This is a genomic window from Streptomyces sp. NRRL WC-3618 (assembly GCF_001280005.1).
Lineage (GTDB): Bacteria > Actinomycetota > Actinomycetes > Streptomycetales > Streptomycetaceae > Streptomyces.
This window is the reverse complement of record NZ_LGDW01000237.1, coordinates 14,176-39,102: the sequence shown is the minus strand read 5'-3', so window position 1 is coordinate 39,102 and position 24,927 is coordinate 14,176. Positions and strand designations below refer to the sequence as shown.

Genomic DNA, 24,927 nt, shown 5'->3' with positions numbered 1-24,927 from the left:
CACATAGGGCATGTACTGCCGTTTACGGGTGCGGAGTCGAGCCGTAGGCCGTCAGGAACTTGTCTCGGAACGCGCTCATCTTCCAGACCGGTGCGTCGTGGGCGGGGCGCAGGCCGTCCGTCCAGTTCCAGTCGGAGACCTTGGCCAGCATCTTCGGGTCCTTGGCCACGATCGACACCGGTACGTCGCGGCTGGCCTCGCTGCCGCTGACCCGCGCCATCGGCTGGTGGTCGCCGAGGAAGACGAGGACGGTGTCGTCGGTGCCGTACTTGGTGAGCCAGTTGATGAGGCTGGTGACCGAGTACTGGATCGACTTGCCGTACTCCTCCTTCGCCTTGGTGGCGTCGTAGAGGACGTCCTTCGGGTCCTTGCCCGCCTTCTGGATCGCGTTGAACACCGAGCCGTCGCCGAGCCGGTCCTGCGGGACCGTCTTCGGGAGGGGCGCCCAGGGCTGGTGGCTCGAGGTCAGGATGATCTCCGACATCAGCGGCTTGGCCTGCTTCCTGCCGTGCTCCAGGCGCTGGTAGGCGTCCAGCGTGTACTGGTCCGGCATGGTCGACCAGCTGAACTTCGGGCCCTTGTAGCCGAGGTCCTTCGCCGCGTAGTTCTTCTCCAGGCCGTAGAACTTCGCCTCCGGCCAGCTCTTCTGGACGCCCGGCATCACGCCGACGACCCGGTAGTCGCCGGTGCGCCGGAACACCTCGGGGAGGGTGAGGCGGTCGCTGTCGACGAGGGTGCGGTAGCGCTGCTGGGTGCTGATCCACAGGCCCGACAGGAAGGTGGAGTGACCGAGCCAGCTGCTGCCGCCGTACGTCGCCGAGGTCAGCCAGCCGCTCTTCGCGGCGAACCCGGCGGTGGTCAGAGCCTGGGTCTGGTCGGCGAGCGTCCGGTCGACGCCGGGCGACATGATCGGGTCCTCGATCGCGCTGCGGCCGTAGCTCTCGATGAACGTGAAGATGACGTCCTTGCCGCGCAGGTCCGGCACCAGCTGGCCGGGGGGCGTCTTCGCGAACGGGTCGTTCTTCGCCAGCTTCCTGAACACCGCCTCGTCGCGGATGGTGTCGCCCACCCGCTGCACATGCGCCTCGACGATCGCGGTGGCGTGGTTCGAGGCCAGCGGCGCCCCGCCGAAGTTCGTCAGCCCCAGGGACATACAGGTGATCCATACGGTGCCGGCGATGAGCGAGGCCTTGGTGGCACCGGCGTTGTGGCGGGCGAGCAGGTTGCTGAGCCGCACGGTCGCGAGGCCCGTCCCGACGAGCAGGAGCAGCACGAGCACGATCACACCGAGGGTGGTGGCGAGCGAACCCAGCGTGCCTATCGAGTCGGTGAGGTACGACTGCGCGTCGCTCAGCAGCACCCAGTCGACCATGACGTTGAAGTGCCGGCCCAGGAACTCGACGTACCCCATGTCCAGCAGGTTCACCACGGTCAGCGCACCGAGGAAGACACCCATGCACGCCGCCGTGATCACACGCGGCCGGCGCGGCATCGCGAGCAGCACGACAGCCGCGACGATCGCCTCCGCCGGAAGCCGCAGAAACGCCGAGAGCCGGAGCTGGTCGACGGTGGCCGGCAGCTGCAGGGCGACGAGAACGACGAGCACGGAGAGGGCGGTCGCCGCCCAGCCGAGATTGCGGGCGGCGATGGGACGCCGGGTACGCCAGTCGGGCTTGGTTGGATTCTCGGCGTCGGGGGCGTCGGGGGTCTCGGCAGTGTCGGTGGCCTCGGCGGTCTCGGTCGCTTCTGCGACCGCCTGGGTCTCCGTGGGGCTGTCGGCCGCGTCGGCGGTGCTGTCCGGTTCGGCCGCGTCGGCCGTGTCCCGCGATGGCGCCTCGGCTGACGTGTCGGCTGCGTCGGCCGTGCTGCCCGCGTCGGCCGTCTCGTTCGTGTCCGGGGACGGCGTGTCCGCTGCGTCGGCCGCGCTGCTGGTCTGGGCCGTGTCTGCCGTCTCGGTCGCGCCGCCCGCTTCGGCTGTGTCCGCCGTCTCGGTCGAGCTGCCCGTTTCGGCTGTGTCCGCTGCGTCGGCCGCGCTGCTGGTCTCGGCCGTGTCTGCCGTCTCGGTCGCGCTGCCCGTTTCGGCTGTGTCCGCTGCGTCGGCCGCGCTGCTGGTCTCGGCTGTGTCTGCCGTCTCGGTCGCGCCGCCCGTTTCGGCTATGTCCGCCTTCTCATCCGCCTCCGGGGATGGCGTCTCCGCTGAAGGTGCCTCGGCGGGGGCGTCCGTGGGGGCGTCCGTCGATGGGGTCGTGCGCGTGAACAGAGGCACCCCGAAGGTCCTTCCGTGTAGCCCGTGCGGGAGTGGCGGGGGCCCGGCTCGGGAGCCGAGGTCCGCCATCATCCCGTACGGCGGGCCCTCGGCCTGCGTTCAGCCTCCGCGCCCAAGCACCCGGCAAACACCGGGCAAACGCCACACCAAGCGACCGGTCACACGCGTCGCCGTACGCCTGGTCAGGCGCCCCCGACCGCTGTGAGCAGCGCCAACGGGGCCGCCGCCGACCGGGACTCCCGTACGCACGCGTGCGGGTAGGGCACCGGTTCGGCGTGGGTGTCGCGGCCGTAACCGGCGAGGACCTCGGGCAGGCGGTGGCCGGTGGCGGTCGCCGCGTCGACGAGGGCGCCCGCGACCGTACGGGCCTCGTCGTGCAGGCCGTACCGGGCCAGGCCGAGCGTGATCAGGGCGTTGTCGTGCGGCCAGACCGAGCCCCGGTGGTAGGAGAGGGGATGGTAGGCGGACTGGCCCGACGCCAGCGTCCGCACCCCCCAGCCGGAGAAGAAGTCCGGTTCGACCAGGCGCCGGCCGACCAGCTCGCCGTACTCCTTGTCGAGCAGCCCCGACCACAGCAGATGGCCCGCGTCGGAGGCCAGCCCGTCGACCTGGTTGCCCTCGCCGTCGAGCGCGAGGGCCGGGAAGGAGTGCTCCGGCATCCAGAAGTCCCGCTGGAAACGGTCCCGGAGGTCGGCCGCCGCCTGTTCGAGGAGGGCGGCGTACACCTCGTCGTCCCATACCGTGCGGGCGAGCTGGGCGGTACGGCGCAGCGCGTCGTACGCGTAGCCCTGGGCCCCCGCCGCCATCACCGGGCCGCTCGCGCGGGTGCCGTCGGCCCAGCAGATGGCGCCGGGGGAGTCCTTCCAGTTCTGGTTGGCCAGACCGCCCTGGTCGGCCCGGTAGACCAGATAACCGCGCGACGTCAGCCCGCTGTGGTCCAGCATCCAGCCGATCGCCGCTCGGGCGTTGGTTTCGAGGCGCCGGGCCAGGGCCGTGTCGCCGGTCTGCTCGACGTACGCCCCGAGGAGCACCAGGAACAGCGGGGTCGCGTCGACCGAGCCGTAGTACCGCCCGTACGGCACCTGCCCGAAGTGGGCCAGCTCGCCGTGCCGTACCTCGTGCACGATCTTGCCCGGCTGTGCCACGGAGCCCGGTCCGACCTCCGTCGCCTGGGTCGCGGCGAGCGCCGGGAGGGTGGCGGCGGCGAGCTGGGGGCGGTAGGGGAGGGCGAAGAGGGAGGTGAGGAGCGCGTCACGGCCGAGGAGGGTGAGGAACCAGGGCGCGCCGGCGGCCGGTACGCGCAGTTCCTCGCCGTCCGGTCCGGTCGCGGGGACCTGCAAGGACGCCAGGTCGGCCAGGCCGCGCGCACAGGCCGCCGCCAGCTCCGGCCAGGCGGTGGGGAAGGCGACGCCTTCGACGAACTCCTCTTCCAGGGCGCTTAGCCGGTCGCTGACGGCGGCGGGCGAGGCGGGTACCGGCGGCTGTGCGGTCGCCCCGTGCGGGCGGGCCGCGACCCGCAACGCCAGCTCGGCGAAACCCTGCGGCTCCAGCTCCAGGGTCCAGACGAGGCGCCGGGCGCCGGTGCCGGTCTCCTCGACGCCGTCCGGGGCGGGCTCGGCGGTGACCGTCGTACAGGACAGCCACTCACCGCGCCGGTAGCTGAACTCGACGCCGTCGTCGAGGACTTCGCGCCCCCGGACGGCGCCGGACTTGACGTACGTACGGTGGTCGGAGCGCAGCTCGAACTGGTCGGTGAAGTCGGCGTCGGCGGTGACCGCGATCCGGACCGTCGTCGGCACCGGCCGGTTGCTGGTCACGCGCAGCGTCTCGACGAACGCGCCGTCCGCGACGGCCTGTTCACGGAAGAGGGTGTAGGCGGGCGGCTCCTGACGGCCCCCGCGCGGTACGAGGACACAGCGCGCGGTGTCCCCGTCCGCGACCGGGCTGAGCGTCTCGGGCACGGCGCCGTCGACGGTGAGCTGCCAACGGCTCAAGTGCCGTGCGTCGCGCACGAATAACCCGTCGGGCTGGCTGCCGCCGCGTACCCCACTGATGTCCCCGCCGTCCCCGACGACCGCGAACGTCCCGCCGTGCACGAGCAGATGATGCCGGTCCGTCATGCCCGTTCGCCTCCCTTGTCGCTCAACTCGCCCATGTCACTCATGTCACTCATGTCGCCCATGCCGAACACCGTGGTGATGTCGCCGCAGGGCTGCTGCGGTTGGTGGAGCAGGTCGAGGGTGAGCGCGGCGGTCCAGCCGAAACCGAGCGCCCCGCAGGCCTCGCCGGTGTATGGGTCCACGTACTCCGCGAAGTCGGAGGTGGCGGCGGTCTCCAGCAGCGCCGTGCGCAGCGCGTCGGCGTGCGCCCGCTCGCCGTGCTGGCGCAGCCCGCGCTCCACCAGCCACCCCGTGTTGAACCAGGCCGGCCCACGCCAGTAGCGGTGCGGGTCGAAGGCCTCGCCGAGCAGGTCGTACGACGGCACCAGGCGGGCGGCGCCGCCGACCCCGAAGTGCGGCCCGCGCGCCGTGCGGACGAGGGCGGCGGCGATGTCCCGGGGCAGCGTCGGCAGGATGAGCGGGACGAGCCCGGACACACCGCGCTCGGGGACGAGGGCGCCCCCCACCACGTCGCGGCAGAAGAACATCCCCTCCGCCGGGTCCCACAGCCGCTCCACCAGCGCCCCCGTCAGGCGTTCCGCGCGCGCGTGCCGGGCCGTCCCCGTCGCGCCCAGCTCACGGGCGATCCGGGCCAGCGCGTGCTCCGAGGCGATCAGCAGCGCGTTGAAGGACGGGTCCTCGACGGCGAACTCGCCGACGCCGTCCTCATACCCGGAGTCCCGGTACTCGCTCGCCAGCCGCACGTACCGCCCGTAGTCCAGGTCCGTCGGCCGGTCCTCGGCGGCTCCGTGGTCGAGGTCGGCGCGGCGGAAGGAGCGGGCCGGGGCCGGGGTGACGCGGCTGAGCGGGGCGTCCCAGCAGGGGCTGTTGTCCATACCCTGTTCCCAGGGGTGCACGACCGACGCGAGGCCGCCCCCGCCCAGGTCGCGCCGGTGCAGCAGATAACGGTGCCAGGCGGCGAGCCGGGGGTAGGCGCGGGAGAGGAAGCCGCGCGCCCGGGACAGGCCGGGGTCGGCCTGGTGCACCAGCCAGACGGCCAGCGCGTGCACCGGTGGCTGCACGATGCCGGACGTCTGTACGGTGCGCGGGGCGCCCGCAGCGCGCCCCGCGGTCGAGGAGCGCCAGAAGTCGGGGCTCGGGAAGTACGCGTCGAGCGGGACGGAGGGGTTGAAGACGATGTGCGGGATGCGTCCGTCGCCCCACTGGGCCGACAGCAGCGTCTCCAGCTCCGTCTGCGCGCGCAGGGGCGACAGATGGCGCAGGCCGATCGCGATGAACGCGGAGTCCCAGGACCACTGGTGCGGATACAGACCGCGCGAGGGCACCGTCGAGGCGCCGGTCCAGTTGGCCTCCAGCACCTCGGCGGCCCTGACGTGCAGCGACGGCGGGGCGTGCTGCGAATGTGTCGTGACGTCCGCTTCGTATACGGCGGAGTGCGCCGCGGGGCGGGCGCGGGAGGTCAGCTGGGCAGTGCGATCCACTCGGGGCTCCCCGAAGACGTTCGGCCCGACCGGTTCGGTCGAGCCACCGTAGAGTTACGTCTATTTAACACGCATAACTCAATATGTAATGCAAGCTTGAGAAACACAAGGGGGTGCGCATGAGTAGCCGTACGAGTGGTCGCGCTCAGGCGAGCGCCGGCGATCTGCTCGAACTGGTACGCAGCGGACGAGCGACGACCCGGGGTGCCCTGCAACAGGTGACGGGTCTCTCACGGGCGACGGTCGGTCACCGGCTGGACCGGCTGTTCCGCGCGGGCTGGCTGCGCGAGGGCGCCTCGGGGCCGGTCGACTCGCCGCTCGGTGGTCGCCCGTCGATCACCCTGGAGTTCGACGACGCGCACGCCGTCGTCCTCGCCGCCGACCTCGACACCCGTCATGCCCGCGCCGCTCTTCTCACCCTCACGGGTGAACTTCTGGCCGAACATTCGGGCACGCTGGCCGTCGACGACGGCCCCGACGCGGTACTCGGCGAACTCGGCCGCTGGTTCACGGAACTCCTGACGAAGGCCGGCCACCGCCCGTCCGAGGTCTGCGGCATCGGCCTCGCGGTCCCGGGCCCGGTCGACACGGACACCGGCCGCGTGATGCAGCCGCCGCTCCTGCCCGGCTGGGACGGCTACGACATAAGGACCCGCCTGGCCCGCGCCTTCGCCGAACACACGGGCGAACTCGCCGGGGTGCGGGTCCCGGTGCTGGTGGACAACGACGCGAACCTCATGGCGTACGGCGAGCAGCGCACCGGATATCCCGACTGCTCGGCCTTCGTGCTGGTCAAGGTCTCGACGGGCATCGGCGCGGGGGTGGTGGTCGGCGGTTCCGTGTTCCGGGGCGTCGACGGCGGCGCCGGGGACATCGGGCACATCCGCGTCCCACAGGGCGCCGAGGCGCTGTGCCGGTGCGGGGCGTACGGGTGTCTGGCCGCCGTCGCGAGCGGCGGCGCCGTCGCCCGTCGGCTCGCCGAGACCGGGGTGCCCGCGGCGTCGGGCTCGGACGTACGGGACCTGCTCGCCGCCGGGCACCCGGGGGCGCTCGCACTCGCGCGGGAGGCGGGCCGCACCGTGGGGGACGTCCTGGCGACGGTGGTGACGCTGCTCAACCCGGGCGTCCTGATGATCGCGGGGGACCTGGCGGGCACGCCGTTCCTCACCGGCGTACGGGAGCTGCTGTACCAGCGGGCGCTGCCGCGCTCGACCGCTCATCTGGACGTGGTGACGTCGAGGCTGGGGGAGCGGGCGGGGCTCGTGGGGGCCGGGGCGATGGTGGTCGAGTACCTGTACGCGCCGGAGCGGGCCGAGGAGCGGTTGGCGGCGCTCGGGGTCTGAGTGGGCGGCGCGCGGGGCCTGTGACAGGCGTGTTTCCCCTTCGGGTCGGTGTCCGCATGGTGAAATCCGGGTGCCTTATGTCGCGTGATTCTCGCCACCCTTGATAAGGTATGCGCTCAGATGAGCGGATCGTGGACGGCTGCACTTCTCAAAGGGTGGCACTCGGTGCCACCCTTTGATCGTTCATCGATGGAACTCAGACGTGTTGCAGACTGCTCATCTGAGCGAGAAAATGCCCTATGGGGCCATGACTGCTTTCAAGAAGTGAAAACACGCCGCTCCTGCTGCTTGCCAAGCCTTGACTTTGGATCTGCTGGCGGATGGATGGTTACAGGCGCATGACGCGCAAGTGGACGTACCCAGACGCCTTCGATCTGGGTATGTTCCTGGCCGTCAGGGCAGCCACCGCGTCCTCAAGGAGTTGGGACCCGTGTCGGAAAACAAAGATCCCCACGTAGTTCAGCCGGGCAACAGCGTTGAGGGCGTGAAGTTCGTTTACGACTTCACCGAGGGCAACAAGGACCTCAAGGACCTTCTCGGCGGCAAGGGCGCCAACCTCGCCGAGATGACCAACCTGGGCCTTCCGGTGCCTCCGGGCTTCACGATCACCACCGAGGCATGCAAGACGTACCTCGACAGCGGCGAGGAGCCGGCGGCACTGCGTGACGAGGTGAGCGCCCACCTCACCGCCCTCGAAGCGTCGATGGGCAAGAAGCTCGGCCAGGCCGACGACCCGCTCCTCGTGTCCGTCCGCTCCGGGGCGAAGTTCTCGATGCCCGGCATGATGGACACGGTGCTGAACATCGGCCTGTCCGACAAGTCGGTCCAGGGTCTCGCCCGGCAGGCCGGCGACGAGCGCTTCGCGTGGGACTCGTACCGCCGCCTCATCCAGATGTTCGGCAAGACGGTCCTCGGCGTCGAGGGCGAGTTGTTCGAGGACGCGCTGGACGCGGCGAAGACGGCCAAGAAGGTCACGGTCGACACGGAGCTGGAGGCCGCCGACCTCAAGAAGCTGGTCACCAAGTTCAAGAAGATCGTCAAGACCGAGGCGGGCCGCGACTTCCCGCAGGACCCGCGCGAGCAGATGGACCTCGCGATCCACGCGGTGTTCGACTCCTGGAACACCGACCGCGCGAAGCTCTACCGCCGCCAGGAACGCATCCCCGGCGACCTCGGCACGGCCGTCAACGTCTGCTCGATGGTCTTCGGCAACCTCGGCCCCGACTCGGGCACCGGCGTCGCGTTCACCCGCGACCCCGCCAGCGGCCACCAGGGCGTGTACGGCGACTACCTGCAGAACGCGCAGGGCGAGGACGTCGTCGCGGGCATCCGCAACACGGTCCCGCTCGCCGAGCTGGAGCAGATCGACAAGAAGTCGTACGACCAGCTGATGCAGATCATGGAGACCCTGGAGAACCACTACAAGGATCTCTGCGACATCGAGTTCACCATCGAACGCGGCCAGTTGTGGATGCTCCAGACACGCGTCGGCAAGCGCACGGCGGGCGCGGCCTTCCGGATCGCCACGCAACTCGTCGACCAGGGCCTCATCGACGAGGCGGAGGCCCTCCAGCGCGTCACCGGAGCCCAGCTCGCCCAGCTGATGTTCCCGAAGTTCGACGAGGACGCGAAGGTCGCCCCGGTCGGCCGGGGCATCGCCGCCTCGCCGGGCGCGGCGGTCGGCAAGGCGGTCTTCGACTCGTACACCGCCGTGAAGTGGTCGCGTTCGGGGGAGAAGGTCATCCTGGTCCGCCGGGAGACCAACCCCGACGACCTCGACGGCATGATCGCCGCCGAGGGCATCCTGACCTCACGCGGCGGCAAGACGTCCCACGCCGCCGTCGTGGCGCGCGGCATGGGCAAGACGTGTGTGTGCGGCGCGGAGGAGCTCGAGGTCGACACCAAGCGGCGCCGGATGACGGTGCCGGGCGGACGTGTGGTCGAGGAGGGCGACCTGATCTCCATCGACGGTTCGAGCGGCAAGGTGTACCTGGGCGAGGTCCCGGTCGTGCCGTCCCCCGTCGTGGAGTACTTCGAGGGCCGGATGCACGCGGGCGCCAACGACGCCGACGAACTGGTGGAGGCGGTCCACCGGATCATGGCCTTCGCCGACCGCAAGCGCCGCCTGCGGGTCCGCGCCAACGCGGACAACGCCGAGGACGCGCTGCGCGCACGCCGCTTCGGCGCCCAGGGCATCGGGCTGTGCCGTACGGAACACATGTTCCTCGGCGACCGCCGTGGCCTGGTCGAACGGCTGATCCTGGCCGACACGGAGACCGAGCGCGAGGAGTCCCTGCGGGAGCTGCTCCCCCTCCAACGGCAGGACTTCGTCGAGCTGTTCTCGGCGATGGACGGCCTCCCGGTGACGGTCCGTCTCCTCGACCCGCCGCTGCACGAGTTCCTGCCCGACATCACCGAACTGTCGGTCCGCGTCGCCCTCGCCGAGTCCCGCCAGGAACCGCACGAGAACGATCTGCGGCTGCTCCAGGCCGTACACCGCCTCCACGAGCAGAACCCGATGCTGGGCCTGCGCGGCGTACGCCTCGGTCTGGTCATCCCCGGTCTGTTCACGATGCAGGTCCGTGCCATCGCGGAGGCGGCGGCGGAGCGCAAGAACGCCAAGTGCGACCCGCGCGCCGAGATCATGATCCCGCTCGTCGGCACGGTCCAGGAGCTGGAGATCGTCCGCGAGGAGGCCGACCAGGTCATCGCGGAGGTCGAGGCGGCGACCGGCGTGTCCCTCAAGCTGTCGATCGGCACGATGATCGAACTGCCGCGCGCCGCCCTCACGGCCGGTCAGATCGCGGAGGCGGCGGAGTTCTTCAGCTTCGGCACGAACGACCTCACCCAGACGGTGTGGGGCTTCAGCCGCGACGACGTGGAGGCCTCGTTCTTCACGGCGTACCTGGAGAAGGGCATCTTCGGCGTCTCCCCGTTCGAGACGATCGACAGGGACGGCGTCGGCTCCCTGGTGAAACTGGCCGTGGAAGCCGGCCGCGCCACCCGCCCCGACCTCAAACTCGGCGTCTGCGGCGAACACGGCGGCGACCCGGAGTCGGTGCACTTCTTCCACGAGGTGGGCCTGGACTACGTCAGCTGCTCACCGTTCCGCATCCCGGTGGCACGGCTGGAGGCGGGGCGGGCGGCCTCGTCCTCGACGGGGAGCGACCACCGGTGACCGCGTGAACATCGGTAGCCCGTAGGCCTGTTGATCTCCGGAAGCGTCGTCGGTCACCCCGACCCTCAGCGACCTGATGGTGACTCCGGTGCACGAGAAGAGGCGGCACCCCTGTGCGGGGGGTGCCGCCTTTTCGCCGCGCTCGGGCAGACGGGGTGGGCGGCGAGGTCACGCGCCACGCGGGGGGACGGCTCGTTCGCGCCCCCCGCCGCAGGGTCCGGTGCCCGCCCGTACGGACCCTCGTGCGCGCGTGTTGACACTCCCGTCCGGGCGCTCCACACTCCCGAGTGGGAGCGCTCCCACTCGTCGACTCACCCCACAATGCGGTGAGTTGAGGGGGCGCGCCGTCGGCCGGGCGATGCCATCGCCGGCCCCGGCGTCCTGCCTCGCCCGCCCACCGGCCGGTGAGAGCGGGGTTCCCGCAGCGCGGTCGTTTCCGTCCCCCACGCAAGGCCGCGGCGCTGCTCGCGGTACGTGCCGGTCGCACGCCTTCGGGGCGTTGCGGGCCGCCGTACCGCCCGCGCTGCCGGCCGCTGAGAAGGAGACCATGCGTACGACACGCAGAGCGGCCGCCCTGGCGGCATTCGCGGTGTTGCTGGCCGGCGCCGGGGCGGCGCAGGCCGCCGGTACAGATACCGGGCCCGGGAGATCGGTGCGGGCGGCCGACGCCACCCCCGGCCCGGCGATCACCGTGGACGCCACCAGCGGACGGCACGCCATCGACCCCCACATCTACGGCCTGAACTTCCCCGACGAGGCGCTGGCCAAGGAACTGCGGCTGCCGACGGCCCGCTGGGGCGGCAACGCCACCAGCCGGTACAACTACAAGCTCGACGCCTACAACTCCGGGTCCGACTGGTACTTCGAGAACCTGCACTACAACAACGACACCGCGTCCCTGCCCGCCGGATCGCAGGCCGACAGGTTCGTCGACCAGAACCGCAGGACCGGCACCGACACGCTGATGACGGTGCCGATGATCGGCTGGACGGCGGCCGGCCGCGACGACGGCTGCGCGTTCAGCGTCGCCAAGTACGGTCCCCAGCAGGACACCGACGCGCAGTGGCGGCCCGACTGCGGCAACGGCAAGAAGCCCGACGGCACCCAGATCACGGGCAACGATCCGGCCGAGACCAGCACGCCCGCCGGCCCGGACTTCGTCAAGGGCTGGGTGCAGCACCTGAAGAGCACCTACGGCAACGCGGACAGCGGCGGGGTGCGCTACTACAACCTGGACAACGAACCCGACCTGTGGTTCGGCACGCATCGCGACGTCCACCCGGCCGGGCCGGGCTACGACGAGCTGCGCGACAGCACCTACGCCACCGCCGCGGCCGTCAAGGACGCCGACCCGGCCGCGCGGACCCTCGGCCCGGTCGGCTGGGGCTTCAACTCGCTGATCTACTCCGGCCGGGACCAGCAGGTGTGCGGCGAGCAGGGCGGCAGCTGCTGGTCGAACCCGCCGGAGGCCGCCACGCACGGCGGCGCGCAGTTCGCCCCGTGGTACCTGAAGCAGATGAAGGCGTACGAGCAGGCGCACGGGCGCCGGATCCTGGACTACTTCGACGAGCACATCTACCCGCAGCAGTCCGGTGTCTCCGGCAGCGCGGACGACGCGGCGACACAGGCCCTGCGGCTGCGCTCCACCCGGCAGTTGTGGGATCCCTCCTATGTCGACGAGAGCTGGATCAACCAGCCGATCCAGTTCATCCCCCGCATGCGCTCTCTCGTCGACCAGAACTACCCGGGTACGAAACTGGCCATCACGGAGTACAACTGGGGCGCCCTGGACCACATCGACGGCGGCCTGGCCGAGGCCGACGTGCTGGGGATCTTCGGACGTGAGGGCCTGGACCTGGCCACCCTGTGGTCACCGCCGAAAGCGACCGACCCCGGCGCGTACGCCTTCCGCATGTTCCTGAACTACGACGGCCGGGGCGGCACCTTCGGCGACACCTCCGTCAAGGCCGCGAGCGCCGACCAGGACAAGCTGTCGGTGTACGCCGCCGAGCGCAGCGGCGACCACGCCACCACGGTCATGGTGATCAACAAGACCACCGGCGACCTGACCGCCCCCGTCTCCGTGACCGGCAACGCCGCGCTCCCGGCGGCCGCGCAGGTCTACCGCTACGGCCAGGCCGACCCCGCAGCGATCCAGCACCCGGCGGACCAGCCGCTGAGCGGCGGCACCTTCACCGCGACCTTCCCGGCGTACTCCATCACCGAGTACGTCATCCCCGCAGGCTCGGCCCAGGGCACCCCGCCCTCGGCACCCGGCACGCCCACCGCCTCCGCGACCGGCCCCGACCGCACGACCCTGACCTGGCCGGCCGCCACACCCGGGACCTCCCCTCTGGCGGACTACCGCGTGTACGCCGGCGACCCGGCCACCACGGCGCCGCTGGCCACCGTCCCCGCGTCGGCGACCACCGTCACCGTGACCGGCCTGACCCCGGCCACCGCCTACACGTTCCGCGTCGTGGCCACCGACACCGTCGGCCGCAGCTCACCTCCGTCGGCTCCGCTACGGGTCACCACCGGCCCGGCCACGACGAGCGGCTGCACCGTCGCCTACCAGGTCAGCAGCGACTGGGGCACCGGCTTCACCGCGAGCGTGCAGATCACCAACCAGGCGGCCCCGGTCAACGGCTGGAACCTCGGATTCACTTTCGCCGGCAACCAGAAGGTCACCCAGGGCTGGAACGGCACCTGGACGCAGACCGGCGCAGCGGTCACCGTCAAGGACGCCGGCTGGAACGCGTCCCTGCCCACCGGGGATTCGACCACGATCGGCTTCAACGGCGCCTACTCCGGCGCCAACACCACACCCGGCACCTTCACCCTCAACGGCACCACGTGCACCATCGCGGGCACCGCGGCAGCAGCGGCCCCCACCCCGGCCGTCGGCCACGCACCGCCACGCAACGCACCCCACTGACGGGGGCCGGGCGGACATCGCCCGGTTCACGCCGTGCCCTGGCGGCGGCACCGCTGCCAGGGCACGGCGGACGGTCGAAGTGACGCTCCCTTCCGCCCTCACTAGTCCTTGTCCTCAGGCGCGCCGAGTACGCGGTGCAGGCCCCCCTCGATGTCCGGGGCGCCGATCGACCCGAAGCCGAAGACGAAGCCCGGGCGTGCGGAGCGGTTCGCGGCGACCTCCGCCAGGGTGTGGACCGCCACGCCGGATGCCCGGACCCGGCCGGCCCGGTCCGCGAGGGCCTTGGGGTCGGCGAGCCGGCCTCGGGTGAAGGTGGTCACGTGCAGGCCCGCCGCGGACGGCACCAGCTCGGCCAGTCCCCCGAAGTGGTCCGTGAGCGCGCGGGTGACGGTCTGGTACCGGGTCGCGTACACGTGCTGCATCCGGCGGATGTGCCGGGCGAGCAACCCGTCGTCGACGAAGCGGGCGAGCGCCGCCTGGGTGGGGACCGCTGTGTGCCAGTCGGCGGTGTACTTGGCGGTGCGCAGTGCCGCGCGCAGCGGGGCGGGCGCCACCAGGAAGCCGACGCGCAGGGAGGGCAGCATCACCTTGGAGAGCGACCCCACGTAGATGACGTATCCGTCCCGGTCCAGACTCTGCAGCGTCTCGACCGGCCGCCCGCCGAACCGGAATTCGCTGTCGTAGTCGTCCTCGATCACCGCCGCGCCGTGCCGCCGCGCCCACCGCAGCAGCGCCGTTCTGCGCCGCAGGGACATCGGCATGCCGAGCGGGAACTGGTGGGCGGGGGTGACGTACACGGCGCGGGTGTCCGGCGGGATGGCGTCCACCAGCAGGCCCTCGGCGTCCACCGGTACGCCCGTGACCTCGGCGCCCTGCGCCAGGAACGGCAGCCGGGCCGGTGGGTAACCGGGCTCTTCGACGGCCACCCGGTCGCCCGGTTCGAGCAGCACCCGCCCGATGAGGTCCAGGGCCTGTTGCGTGCCGTTGGTCACCAGCACGTCGTCCGGCCCGGTCCGCACGCCGCGCGAGAGTCCGATGTGCCGGGCGAGGGCGGCCCGCAGCCCGGCGTGGCCGGCCGGATCGCCGTATCCGGCCGCCGCGGTCGCCGAGAGGCGCAGTTCCCGGGCGATCAGGGGACGCCAGGCGCTGTACGGGAAGAGCCGGGCGTCCGGCAGGCCGACCCGGAAGTCGTGGGCCGCCGTGGTCGCTCCCGTGGTCTCCGGGTCCGCCCAGGGGGACAAGCCCGCCCACAGGGCGCGCGGACGCAGCCCGGAGCCGGTGGTGTCGGTGGCGGTCGTGGCCCCGGGCGTGGGCAGGCCCGTCGTACACACAAAGGTGCCGGAACCGACCCTGCCTTCCGCGTAGCCCTCGGCGACGAGCCGTTCGTAGGCGACGCCGACGGTGTTGCGGGCCACATCGAGGCGGCGGCCCAACTCCCGGGTCGGGGGCAGCGGATCGCCGGGCCGCAGCAGCCCGTCGTGGATCGCGGTGCGCAACTGGCGGTAGATCTGGCCGGACAGGTCGCGCTGCCCGTCGAGCCTGACGTGTACGTCCATCCCGGCTCTCCGATGTCGGCCCGGCCGCCCGGCTGTTGTCGGCTTTCGGCCCGGTAATTGGCCCAACCGTTCGGCAACTTATTGGCTCTGGACCTGTACCGCGTGCGATTTTACGCTCGGGCCATGGACATACGACGACTGGACCGCCAAGCGCTGTTGCTGGCCGGGGAGTTGGTCTCCCAGGTGAAGCCCGATCACCTGAGGTTGGCGACGCCCTGCGCGGACTGGACCCTGTACGGCCTGGTTCGCCATCTGGTCAGCCAGAACGAGGGATTCGCCGCCTCCGCCCGCGGTGCGGGTGAGCCGTGGGTCGTTTGGCGCGACGGCGACGTGGGCGATGACCCGGCCGGAGCGTACGAGACGTCAGTGAGCGAGGTCACCGCGGCGTTCGCGGAGGACGACGTGCTGGAGCGGCGGTTCGCGCTGCCGGAGGTCGGCGAGGGCTTCGCCGTCCCCGGACGCACAGCGATCGGCTTCCACCTGCTCGACTACGTGGCGCACGCCTGGGACGTCGCGGTGACGATCGGCGCCCCGTGGGAGCCCACCGACGAACTCACCACCGCCGCGCTGCGCGTCGCCGCCCTTGTCCCGGACGAGGGCCGCGGGGCCGGCGCCGCGTTCCGCCGACGGATCGCCGTCCCCGACGACGCCCCGCCAGGCGAACGGTTGCTCGCGCTGCTCGGCCGTGACCCGTCCTGGACGCCGAGGCCATGCTGAGGAGCCGCTGGTGCCAGGGCCCGGCCGGGGACTCCCTCAGTGAGCGAGTCGCGGCGAAGGGTACCGACAGCGGCACGAGCGGTCGCCGGAGCGGCCCGCTGATCGTCAGCGTCACCGACTTCACCAGCGACGCGTACCGAGACCTGCCCGGCATCACGCGTCACGGTCTCGCGCTACGGCGCCACTGGCCGCGTCTCGAGGGAGCGGTCGGCATGTGGTTGTGGGTCGCGCCCTGGGCCCGCCGCTGCGGATCGGTCTCGGTGTGGACCGCGCGACGCGCTCTGGCGGAGTTCGTACGCCTGCCGGAGCATGTCGCCATCATGGACGAGTACCGGGAGCGAGGCACGATCCGGTCGGTGATCCGGGAATACGAGACCTTCGACGCGGCGCGGATCCGGCGGGACGCGGAGGCATGGCTGATGTCGGACGATCGCCGTGAAAGACGGTAGTCGCCGGAGCCGCTCTCCGATAACGTACCGACCAGACGGTACGATTGGGTGTACCACCCACGCGCCGTCGTGTGCTCGATGAACAGCAGCACTTCCCCCCCCCCCACGAGACGGCGAACCCCCCATGAAGCAGAACACAGACCCCGACAGCCTGGCCTTCGCGCGCCAGACCTGGAGGACCCTCGAGCCCTACCACGGGGGTGTCTACTTCTCGCCCGAAGCCGCAAGCCAGTACGCGGAGTTGGGCGTGGACGCCAGGACGGGATACTTCGCGTCCCGCTCCGCCGCGATCGGCGCCGCGCCGGCGGATCTGGTCATCGCCACGTTCTACAACTTCAATCCCGAACTGGTGCGCCGAGCCATACCCGCGGCATGGGAGGCCGCCACGCCGCAGCAGTTCACCGCCGCCCGGCTCGCCGGGATGGACGCCTCGCTCCGCCGCATCCTGGGCGCGGACATCTCCTCACCGGCCATGGCCCGCGCGGCGGAATTGGCCCGTACCGCCGCCGAAGCGACCGTGCACCATCCACAAGGCCGCCCCCTCTTCGCCGCGCACGCCGCACTGCCGTGGCCGGACGCACCCCACCTCGTGCTCTGGCACGCGCAGACCCTGTTGCGGGAGTTCCGTGGCGACGGCCACGTGGCGGCACTGCTGACTGCCGGACTGAGCGGGATCGAGGCTCTCGTCACGCACGCCGCCACGGGCGACGTCGACGCGAAGGTGCTGCGCGACTCGCGGGGATGGACGCCGGAGCAGTGGGAGCAGGCCGTGCTGAACCTGCGTGAGCGTGGATGGCTCGACGAGGGGCCCGACCTGGCCCTGACCGAGGACGGTAAGCGGCGCAGGGCGGAGTTCGAGCGCACCACCGACCAACTGGCCGCCCTCCCTTACGTCACACTCGGTCCCGCCGCCTGCGCCGAACTGCGTTCACTGGCGGGGCCGTTCAGCCTTGCGGTGGCCAAGGAGCTCGTGCCGTGGGTGGTCGACCGCCTCAGCGCAGAGAGCGCTTGAGTGAGAGAAGAGGGCGAGGGACGGCAGGCATGGCGAACACCGCACTTCTGGTGATGGACGTCCAACGGGACGTCGTGGCGATCGCCGACGACGGTTCCGGATATCTGCCGCGCTTGCGCGGGGCGATCGACGGTGCCCGGGCCGCCGGCATCCCCGTGATCTACGTGGTGATGGGGTTACGGCCGGGCGATCCGGAAGTCAGCCCTCGTAACCGGACGATGGCGAACCTCGTGCGGGCCGGCCTGCTCATCCAGGGCACCCCTGGCGCCGAGATCCATCATGAGGTCGCGCCCCGCCAGGGGGAGATCGTGGTGACCAAGAGGCGGGGGAGCGCGTTCTCGGGCAGCGACCTCGACCTGGTACTCAGGGCGCGAGACATCGACAGCCTCGTTCTCACCGGCATCGCCACCAGCGCTGTGGTGCTGTCCACCCTGTGGCACGCCATCGACCTGGACTTCGGCCTCACCGTCCTGGCGGATGCCTGCCTGGACACCGACCCCGAGGTGCACCGGATGCTCACCGAGAAGCTGTTCCCGCAGTGGGCGGATGTCCTCGCCGTCGAGGACTGGCTCAAAGCCGTCGCACCGCAATAGCGGAAGGCCCACCTCCGGAATCGGGAGACGAACCCTCTAGCAATAGGTGACCGGGCACCCCCGTCTCAGCGAGTGCTGTGCCGCGCGCAGGTACAGGGCGACATAGAAGGACGCGTCCAGATCCGCGCCCCACGGCCCCGGCCGCGTCGCCGCAAGCTTCTCCGCCGCGCCGTCCAGGAACCAGTTCGTCAGATCCAGGTTGTCGCACATCTCCGGGACCTCGGGCGGCAGCGCGACCGCCGTCGCCAGTTTCTGGGCGATTGCCAGGACCTCAGGCGCACCCGCGATCACGGTCTCGTCGGAGTACGAGGACTCGACCGGCAGCTCGATCTCCTCGTCCAGGGACACCGGCACCAGTACCGTCCAGTCCAGGAGCGTCGCCGTCTCCGCCGCCGAGAGGTGTGCCTCGCACAGCGCCACGAGGCCGTCCATCGGCGGGACGAGTTTCTCCTCGAAGGACTGTCCTGAGCCGCGTACGAAGCCCGCCGCCTCGGGTACCGATTCGTACCGGGGCAGACCGCGTCGTACCAGCTCCGCGTTCAGGCCCGCCGCGATCTCCGACCACCCCTCCTCGCCCTCACCGAACCACTCCTCCGCATCGACATCGACCAGGTACACGCCCATGCCCACAACGTACTGCGCACCACTGACATTGACGGCGGGATGGAATTGTCATGTACGCGCAGGGGGTGTCCCCGTGACGTCCGCGATGGCCGGAATCCTCTGCTGTCCGCCGGTGGATCTCGCCAACTCCTCTGCGGAGGTGGCGAGTTGACCTACGTTGGTGCCCAATGATCACCACAGGAACCGCAGAAACCACAGGAACCGCAGAAACCACAAGAACTACAGGAGACTCTGTCGTGTTGAACGACGACCCCACCCCCTCGGTCGGCACCGGCGCACGGCCCCGGGCGCACATCGACACCTCCAAGCCCCACTCGGCCCGCTTCTGGAACTACTTCGTCGGCGGCAAGGACAACTACGAGGTCGACCGGGAGATCGGGGACCAGATCAAGGAGATCTTCCCCGGGCTCGTCGACGTCGCGGTCACGAGCCGGCACTTCTTAGGACGCGCCGTCCGCCACCTCGCCGACGAGCAGGGCGTACGCCAGTTCCTGGACGTCGGCACCGGCCTGCCGACCGCCGACAACACCCACGAGGTCGCGCAGCGCGCCGCCCCGGACGCCAGAATCGTGTACGTCGACAACGACCCGATCGTGCTGGCCCACGCGGACGCCCTGCTCGGCAGCACCCCCGAGGGCCGGACCGTCTATCTGAACGCAGACCTGTACGACCCCGAGGCCATCCTCGAAGCCGCCGCCGACACCCTGGACCTCTCCCGGCCGGTCGCCCTGATGATCCTCAACACGCTCGGCCATGTCGCCGACCACAAACAGGCGTGCGACCTGGTCGGCCGGCTCATGGCGGGCCTGCCGTCGGGCAGCCATCTGGTGATCAGCGACAGCACCGCGACCAGTGAGGGCATGATCGCCGCGTCGGACGCGTACAACGCGAGCGGCGCCGTCCCGTACTACGTGCGGAGCGTCGAGGAGATCGCCGCGTTCTTCGACGGCCTCGACCTGGTGGAACCCGGCGTCGTCCAGGTTCCCCTGTGGCGCCCCGACCTCCGGGGCCCGGCAGGTCCCGCCTCGGCCGTCGACGCCTACTGCGGAGTGGGCCGCAAGCCCTGACACGCGCGTCACAGGGCGTAGAACTGGCCATGGGAGCCGATCCGGCGCAGTCTGTACGCGAATCGGGATCCGGATCCGGACACATGCCCGGGACGCCAGAACCGCCGGACCCGTCGCTCATGGAGGTCATCCGAACATGCCGGGCTGGAACGCGCAGGACATCCCCGACCAGAACGGCCGGATCGCCGTCGTCACCGGCGCCAACAGCGGTCTCGGGTACGTCACCGCACGGGAGTTGGCGCGCAAGGGGGCGCGGGTGGTGCTCGCCTGCCGGAGCGAGGTGCGCGGGAACGAGGCGGTGGGGCGGCTGCTTGCCGAAGTGCCGGACGCCATCGCCGAGTTCTGGCCGCTGGACCTCGGAGACCTGGGCTCCGTACGGGAGTTCGTGGACGAGCTCCCGTACGAGCGCCTCGATCTCCTCGTCAACAACGCGGGCGTGATGGCGATGCCGTACGGGACGACGGCGGACGGGTTCGAGACGCAGTTCGGGGTCAACCACCTCGGGCACTTCGCGCTCACCGGGCTGCTCTTCCCGAGGCTGCTCGGTACGCCCGGCGCCCGGATCGTGAACCTCTCCAGCGGTGCTCACCTCCTCGGCAACATCGACATTCACGACCTCAACAGTCAACGGAACTACCGGCGTTGGACCGCGTACGGACGTTCCAAGACGGCCAACCTGCTCTTCACGCACGAGCTGGCGCGCAGGCTGGCCGCGACCGGCTCCGGTGTCGTGGCCGCCGCCGCGCACCCCGGGTACGCCGCCACCAACCTCCAGACCGCCGCGCCGAAGATGCAGGGCCGCAAGGGCGCCGAGCGGATGATGGAGATCGGCAACCGCTTCTTCGCCCAGTCCGCCGAGGCGGGCGCCCTGCCCACCCTGTACGCGGCCGCCGCACCGGACGTACGGCCCGACGCGTTCATCGGCCCCCGGATCCTGGGCTGGCGCGGCTCGCCCGCCACGTCGTGGCGCGCTTCCTGGACCCTCGACGACCGCGCGGGGGAACGCCTTTGGGCCGCCTCCGAGCAGCTCACCGGGGTGACGTACGAGGGCCTGAAGTCATGAACGTGAGCGGCGCCCCGGCAGGTTGAGGCCGGGGCGCCGCTCACAAGCAGCATCAGTCGGGTGGTCAGGTGGGTCAGGCGGCGGTACGCACCTCGTACGCCGTCACCGCCACCGTCTCGTCGTCCAGGCAGCGGCCCGTCTCCAGGTCGAAGCGCTGCTTCAGGAGCGGCGAGGCGACATACGGGCGGCCCTGGTGGGTGCCGGTCAGGCCGCGGGAGAGGACCGCCGCGCCGCCGAACGGGTCACGGTTGTCGATGGCGTACAGGGCGCCCGCGCGGTCGCGGAAGACGGCGGCCTGCCGGCCGTCGGGCAGCAGGGCCGCCACTCCACGGCCCGGCAGCAGGAGGCTCAGGTCGCAGACCGTGAACCAGCTGTCGTCGCCGTCGGCGCTGTTGTCGAGGCGGAGTTGGATCTTCAGGTCGGTCGTCTCGGGTGCCAGGGTCATCGCTGGGCACTTCCTTCCAGGACGTCGTCGGCGGGGCGCAGGCCGATGGACAGCAGCGGCAGGTCGGGCTTGATCTGGTCGCGCTCGGGGACGAAGCCGACGACCGGGTCCGGGGTGTCCGGCGCGTTCACGAAGGACACGAACCGGGCGAGCTTCTCGGGGTCGTTGATGGTGTCGGCCCACTCGTCGCGGTAGTGGGCGACATGCGCGGTCATCAGCGACTCCAGCTCCTCGCAGATGCCGAGGGAGTCCTCCACGACCACGTCCCGTACGTGGTCCAGGCCGCCGGGGAGCCGCTCCAGCCAGGTCGACGTGCGCTCAAGACGGTCGGCGGTGCGGATGTAGAACATCAGGAACCGGTCGATCAGCCTGATCAGTTCGGCGTCGTTCAGATCCTGGGCCAGCAGGTCCGCGTGGCGCGGGGTCGCGCCGCCGTTGCCGCCGACGTACAGGTTCCAGCCGCCCGAGGTGGCGATGATGCCGAAGTCCTTGGACTGGGCCTCGGCGCACTCGCGGGCGCAGCCCGACACCGCAGACTTGAGCTTGTGCGGCGACCTGAGCCCCCGGTAGCGCAGCTCCAGGTCGATCGCCATCCGGACGGAGTCCTGGACGCCGTAACGGCACCAGGTCTGGCCGACACAGGACTTCACCGTGCGCAGCGACTTGCCGTAGGCGTGGCCCGACTCGAAGCCGGCGTCCACCAACCGCGTCCAGATCAGCGGGAGTTGCTCGACGCGCGCGCCGAACATGTCGATCCGCTGACCGCCGGTGATCTTCGTGTAGAGGCCGAAGTCGCGGGCGATCTCCCCGATGACGATCAGACCCTCAGGGGTGATCTCACCGCCGGGGATGCGCGGGACGACGGAGTACGAGCCGTTCTTCTGGAGGTTGGCGAGGAAGTGGTCGTTGGTCTCCTGCAGCGCCGCCTGCTCGCCGTCGAGGACGTAGCCGCTCGCACCGATGGTCGGGGCGAGGGAGGCGATGATCGAGGCGACGGCCGGCTTGCAGACGTCGCAGCCGTCACCGCCCCTGGCGTGGTCGCGGCCGTAACGGTCCAGCAGGTCCTGGTAGGTGTTGATACGCAGGGCGAGGACGATCTCGTACAGCTCCTCGCGGGTCTGCGCGAAGCAGCCGCACAGGCCCTTGTCGACGACGACACCGCTCGCCTCCAGCTCGGCGGTGACGAGCTGGCCGAGGACCTTGACGCAACTCCCGCACGTCGTACCGGCCTTGGTGCACTTCTTCACCTCGGGCACGGATGTGCAGCTGTGCTCGGTGACCGCGCCCCGGATCGTGCCCTTGGTGACGTTGTTGCAGGAGCAGATGATCGCGGTGTCCGGCAGCGCCGTCGGGCCGAGCTGGACCGGGCCGCCCGCGCCGGCCGGGAGCACCAGGGACTCGGGGGAGACCGGCGGAACCGTACCGGTGAACGCGCGCAGCGTGCCGTAGGCCTCCGCGTCGCCGACGAGGATGCCGCCGAGCAGCGTGCCGTCGCGGCCGATGACGAGCTTCTTGTAGATACCCGAGCGGGAGTCGGAGTAGACGACGTCGAGGCAGTCCTCGGCGGTGCCGTGCGCGTCGCCGAACGACGCCACGTCGACACCGAGCAGCTTCAGCTTGGTGGAGAGGTCGGCGCCCGTGAACGACAACTGCTCCGCCTCGTCGGCGGCGATGGTCGCGGCGGCCGTCTCGGCCTGCTCGTAACCGGGGGCGACCAGGCCGTACACCCGGCCGTCGGCGGCGAGCGCGCACTCGCCGATCGCGAAGACATGCGGGTCGCTGACCGTACGGCACTGCTCGTCGACCGTGATGCCGCCGCGCTCACCGACGGACAGGCCGCAGTCCCGGGCGAGTTGGTCCCTCGGCCGGACACCGGCGCTGAACACCACCAGGTCGGTGGCGAGTTCGCTGCCGTCGGACAGCTTCATCCCGGTGACCGCGCCGTCCTCGCCGACGACGATCTCCTGCGTGCCCACGCCCGTGTGGACGGACAGGCCCATGTCCTCGATGGTGCGCAGCAGCGCCGCGCCGCCGCCGTCGTCGACCTGCACCGGCATCAGCCGCGGCGCGAACTCGACGATGTGGGAGGTGAGTCCGAGGCCCTTCAGCGCGCCGGCCGCCTCGAGTCCGAGCAGACCACCGCCGACCACGGCACCCGTCGTACGGGTACTGGCGTACTCCTCGATGGCGAGGAGGTCGTCGATGGTGCGGTAGACGAAGCAGCCCTTGGCGTCCTTGCCCGGGACCGGCGGTACGAAGGGGTAGGAGCCGGTGGCCAGGACCAGGATGTCGTAGTCGACGACCAGACCCGAGCGGGCGGTCACCCGCTTCGCCTCGCGGTCGATGGTCTCGGCGGGGTCACCGATGTGCAGCTCGATGCCCTCCTTCTCGATGAACGCCAGGTCGGTCATCGAGAGGTCCTCGGGCGTCTTGCCCGAGAAGTACGAGGTCAGCGCCACGCGGTCGTACGCCGGACGCGGTTCCTCGCACAGTACGACCACCCGGTGGGCGGCGGTCAGGCCGCGCTCGGCGAGCGCTTCGAGGAAGCGCTGGCCGACCATGCCGTGGCCGACGAGGACGATTGTGGGGGTGGCCCCATCAGTGGCGGTCATGAGGAGCCTCCATCGTTGGTGAGCAGGTGGAGCAAGGGGCCGCCGTCGGTGGGGAGCGGCTCTGCTCCCTCCCAGGCGCGCGCGAGGGCGCCGACGGTGCCGAGTTCGCCGACGAGCACCCCGCCTACCAGCCGGTCGTCACGGACGACGACCTTGCGGTACGTGCCCCGGGTGGCGTCGGCGAGCTGGATGACGTCGTCGCCGGGGCGGGGGGTCGGCTCGCCGAACGCGGCGAGATCGAAGGGGTTGCCGGTGTCGGCGGTGAAGTCGGTGAGGGTGAGCCGGGTGAGGGCACGGGTGCCGGTGTACCGGGCGGCGGTGCCACCCGAAGCGCCGGCCTCACTCGAAACGCTCGACGCGCCTGCCTCGCCCGCGATCAACTCAGCCAGTACTTCGGCCTGTTCGAGGGCCGGGGTGGCCAGACCGTAGATCGTTCCCTGGTGCTGGGCGCAGTCCCCGAGGGCCCGGATGTGCGGGTCGGAGGTGCGCAGTTCGTCGTCGACGAGGATGCCCTTGTGCACGGCGAGCCCCGCGTCGCGCGCGAGCCCCACCCGGGGGTGGACACCGCAGGCCAGGACGACGAGGTCGGCGTCGAGGGCGTAGTGGTCGGCCAGTTCGACCGAGCGGACCCTGCCGCCCACACAGCGCACGTTGCGCACCCGGCACTCGGTGTGCACCTCGACGTCCAGCTCCTCGAGGTGCCGCAGCACCAACTCCGAGGCGCCAGGGTCGAGCTGACGTTCCATCAGGCGCTCGGCCTGCTGGGCGAGGACGACCTGCGCGCCGCGTACGGCGAGGGCGCGGGCGGCGGAGACACCGAGGAGCCCGCCGCCGATGACGACGGCCCGCACCCCCGGACGTACGGCCTCGGACAGACCGAGGCAGTCGTCCATCGTGCGGAACGCGTGGACGCCTTCCGGGAGTTCGTGGTCCGGGGTGAACAGCCCGCGCAGGGGCGGGAGTACGGGGTTGGAGCCCGTCGCCAGCACCAGCGTTTCGTACGCGATCGACGACCCGTCGGAGCAGTGCACGATCCGCTCGGCCCGGTCGACGTGCTCGGCGCGGGCCCGGACCAGCCGGTCCGGCGTCGGCAGGGCGATCACCTCGGGGGCGTACCGCCCGGCGAGGACCTCGGCGAGCAGCACCCTGTTGTACGGGCGGTGCTCCTCCTCGCCGACGAGCACGACGTCCGAGGCGGACAGGCCGAGCTCGCCGAGCCGCCGGGCGAGCCGTACGCCCGCGAGCCCGGCGCCGATCACCACCACACGCGCATTCGAGGTCATGTACCGCAGCGTGCGTTGCCGGTGTTACCCGGCAGCATCACGTCTGTTTCCCGGGGGACACGCTTCCCTCAGCGGGGGCGGGGGAGGGGTGTGAGGGTTCGGCGGGCGCGCGAAAGGCGGCTGTGAGGTGCGGGAACCATACGGCAGACAGGGCCTCCACCGCTACGGCCGAAAACCATC

Annotated in this window: 17 protein-coding genes; 9 read left to right on the top strand and 8 right to left on the bottom strand. The window is 71.0% G+C overall.

All coding sequences use genetic code 11. The features are described from left to right. Window positions 1–22: 22 nt before the first annotated feature. The 3 genes from ADL01_RS21220 to ADL01_RS21210 all read right to left on the bottom strand — a co-directional run bounded on the left by ADL01_RS21220 (window position 23) and on the right by ADL01_RS21210 (window position 5,867). Window positions 23–2,266: a CDP-alcohol phosphatidyltransferase gene (locus tag ADL01_RS21220; RefSeq protein ID WP_053743608.1), complete on the bottom strand. Its 2,244-nt coding sequence runs from the start codon at window positions 2,264–2,266 to the stop codon at window positions 23–25. 182 nt (window positions 2,267–2,448) lie between these two features. Then, window positions 2,449–4,386, bottom strand: a complete 1,938-nt coding sequence (locus tag ADL01_RS21215; RefSeq protein ID WP_053743607.1) for a glycogen debranching N-terminal domain-containing protein — start codon at window positions 4,384–4,386, stop codon at window positions 2,449–2,451. Beyond that, the gene (locus ADL01_RS21210) at window positions 4,383–5,867 is read right to left on the bottom strand and encodes an amylo-alpha-1,6-glucosidase (protein ID WP_053743606.1); all 1,485 of its coding nucleotides are present in this window, start codon (window positions 5,865–5,867) and stop codon (window positions 4,383–4,385) included. The genes ADL01_RS21215 and ADL01_RS21210 overlap by 4 nt, the downstream gene beginning before the upstream one ends. Window positions 5,868–5,986: 119 nt before the next feature. Between ADL01_RS21210 and ADL01_RS21205 the strand changes: the two genes are divergently transcribed. The 3 genes from ADL01_RS21205 to ADL01_RS21195 all read left to right on the top strand — a co-directional run bounded on the left by ADL01_RS21205 (window position 5,987) and on the right by ADL01_RS21195 (window position 13,326). Then, on the top strand, window positions 5,987–7,210 hold the full coding sequence (locus tag ADL01_RS21205; RefSeq protein ID WP_053743605.1) for an ROK family protein: 1,224 nt from the start codon (window positions 5,987–5,989) through the stop codon (window positions 7,208–7,210). A 430-nt stretch (window positions 7,211–7,640) separates the two neighbouring features. Continuing rightward, window positions 7,641–10,388 carry a pyruvate, phosphate dikinase gene (gene ppdK, locus ADL01_RS21200; protein ID WP_053743604.1) on the top strand — a complete coding sequence of 916 codons (2,748 nt, stop codon included), beginning with the start codon at window positions 7,641–7,643 and terminating at the stop codon, window positions 10,386–10,388. Window positions 10,389–10,935: 547 nt separating this feature from the next. Further along, window positions 10,936–13,326: a glycoside hydrolase family 44 protein gene (locus tag ADL01_RS21195; RefSeq protein WP_053743603.1), complete on the top strand. Its 2,391-nt coding sequence runs from the start codon at window positions 10,936–10,938 to the stop codon at window positions 13,324–13,326. 101 nt (window positions 13,327–13,427) lie between these two features. Here ADL01_RS21195 and ADL01_RS21190 read toward each other — a convergent pair whose 3' ends face one another. Then, on the bottom strand, window positions 13,428–14,882 hold the full coding sequence (locus ADL01_RS21190; protein WP_053743602.1) for a PLP-dependent aminotransferase family protein: 1,455 nt from the start codon (window positions 14,880–14,882) through the stop codon (window positions 13,428–13,430). 123 nt (window positions 14,883–15,005) lie between these two features. Here ADL01_RS21190 and ADL01_RS21185 point away from each other — a divergent pair, with 123 nt between their 5' ends. From ADL01_RS21185 to ADL01_RS21170, 4 genes are all read left to right on the top strand, one after another. Further along, on the top strand, window positions 15,006–15,599 hold the full coding sequence (locus ADL01_RS21185) for a TIGR03086 family metal-binding protein (RefSeq protein ID WP_053743601.1): 594 nt from the start codon (window positions 15,006–15,008) through the stop codon (window positions 15,597–15,599). Next, window positions 15,593–16,048, top strand: coding sequence for a hypothetical protein (locus ADL01_RS21180; RefSeq protein ID WP_078960670.1), 456 nt, complete (start codon window positions 15,593–15,595; stop codon window positions 16,046–16,048). Before ADL01_RS21185 ends, ADL01_RS21180 begins: the two co-directional genes overlap by 7 nt. A gap of 124 nt (window positions 16,049–16,172) precedes the next feature. Then, window positions 16,173–17,060: an SCO6745 family protein gene (locus ADL01_RS21175; RefSeq protein WP_053743600.1), complete on the top strand. Its 888-nt coding sequence runs from the start codon at window positions 16,173–16,175 to the stop codon at window positions 17,058–17,060. Between the two features lie 29 nt (window positions 17,061–17,089). Then, window positions 17,090–17,653: a cysteine hydrolase family protein gene (locus ADL01_RS21170; RefSeq protein WP_053743599.1), complete on the top strand. Its 564-nt coding sequence runs from the start codon at window positions 17,090–17,092 to the stop codon at window positions 17,651–17,653. A 36-nt stretch (window positions 17,654–17,689) separates the two neighbouring features. Here ADL01_RS21170 and ADL01_RS21165 read toward each other — a convergent pair whose 3' ends face one another. Then, window positions 17,690–18,277, bottom strand: a complete 588-nt coding sequence (locus ADL01_RS21165) for a hypothetical protein (RefSeq protein WP_053743641.1) — start codon at window positions 18,275–18,277, stop codon at window positions 17,690–17,692. A gap of 236 nt (window positions 18,278–18,513) precedes the next feature. On the opposite strand from ADL01_RS21165, the gene ADL01_RS21160 reads away from it, so the two are divergent. Next, window positions 18,514–19,344: an SAM-dependent methyltransferase gene (locus ADL01_RS21160; RefSeq protein ID WP_234354737.1), complete on the top strand. Its 831-nt coding sequence runs from the start codon at window positions 18,514–18,516 to the stop codon at window positions 19,342–19,344. A 136-nt stretch (window positions 19,345–19,480) separates the two neighbouring features. After that, a complete protein-coding gene (locus ADL01_RS21155; RefSeq protein ID WP_053743598.1) occupies window positions 19,481–20,407 on the top strand; it encodes an oxidoreductase in 927 nt (308 codons plus the stop codon). 73 nt (window positions 20,408–20,480) lie between these two features. On the opposite strand, the gene nirD is transcribed toward ADL01_RS21155, so the two are convergent. From nirD to ADL01_RS21140, 3 genes are read right to left on the bottom strand one after another with little or no spacing between them, the layout of a single operon-like run. Continuing rightward, a complete protein-coding gene (nirD, locus tag ADL01_RS21150; protein ID WP_053743597.1) occupies window positions 20,481–20,852 on the bottom strand; it encodes a nitrite reductase small subunit NirD in 372 nt (123 codons plus the stop codon). Further along, entirely contained in the window at window positions 20,849–23,464 is a 2,616-nt protein-coding gene (gene nirB / locus ADL01_RS21145) for a nitrite reductase large subunit NirB (protein WP_053743596.1), read from the bottom strand. Before nirB ends, nirD begins: the two co-directional genes overlap by 4 nt. Beyond that, window positions 23,461–24,747 (bottom strand): NAD(P)/FAD-dependent oxidoreductase, encoded by a 1,287-nt coding sequence (locus ADL01_RS21140; RefSeq protein ID WP_053743595.1) that lies wholly within the window; start codon window positions 24,745–24,747, stop codon window positions 23,461–23,463. Before ADL01_RS21140 ends, nirB begins: the two co-directional genes overlap by 4 nt. Window positions 24,748–24,927: the final 180 nt, after the last annotated feature.

Coding starts and splice junctions, on each gene's coding strand:
- ADL01_RS21170 (WP_053743599.1), top strand. CDS start 17,090: ATGGCGAACACCGCACTTCTGGTGATGGACGTCCAACGGGACGTCGTG.
- ADL01_RS21190 (WP_053743602.1), bottom strand. CDS start 14,882: ATGGACGTACACGTCAGGCTCGACGGGCAGCGCGACCTGTCCGGCCAG.
- nirD (WP_053743597.1), bottom strand. CDS start 20,852: ATGACCCTGGCACCCGAGACGACCGACCTGAAGATCCAACTCCGCCTC.
- ADL01_RS21180 (WP_078960670.1), top strand. CDS start 15,593: ATGCTGAGGAGCCGCTGGTGCCAGGGCCCGGCCGGGGACTCCCTCAGT.
- ADL01_RS21185 (WP_053743601.1), top strand. CDS start 15,006: ATGGACATACGACGACTGGACCGCCAAGCGCTGTTGCTGGCCGGGGAG.
- nirB (WP_053743596.1), bottom strand. CDS start 23,464: ATGACCGCCACTGATGGGGCCACCCCCACAATCGTCCTCGTCGGCCAC.
- ADL01_RS21215 (WP_053743607.1), bottom strand. CDS start 4,386: ATGACGGACCGGCATCATCTGCTCGTGCACGGCGGGACGTTCGCGGTC.
- ADL01_RS21205 (WP_053743605.1), top strand. CDS start 5,987: ATGAGTAGCCGTACGAGTGGTCGCGCTCAGGCGAGCGCCGGCGATCTG.
- ADL01_RS21175 (WP_053743600.1), top strand. CDS start 16,173: ATGAAGCAGAACACAGACCCCGACAGCCTGGCCTTCGCGCGCCAGACC.
- ADL01_RS21155 (WP_053743598.1), top strand. CDS start 19,481: ATGCCGGGCTGGAACGCGCAGGACATCCCCGACCAGAACGGCCGGATC.
- ADL01_RS21165 (WP_053743641.1), bottom strand. CDS start 18,277: ATGGGCGTGTACCTGGTCGATGTCGATGCGGAGGAGTGGTTCGGTGAG.
- ADL01_RS21140 (WP_053743595.1), bottom strand. CDS start 24,747: ATGACCTCGAATGCGCGTGTGGTGGTGATCGGCGCCGGGCTCGCGGGC.
- ADL01_RS21195 (WP_053743603.1), top strand. CDS start 10,936: ATGCGTACGACACGCAGAGCGGCCGCCCTGGCGGCATTCGCGGTGTTG.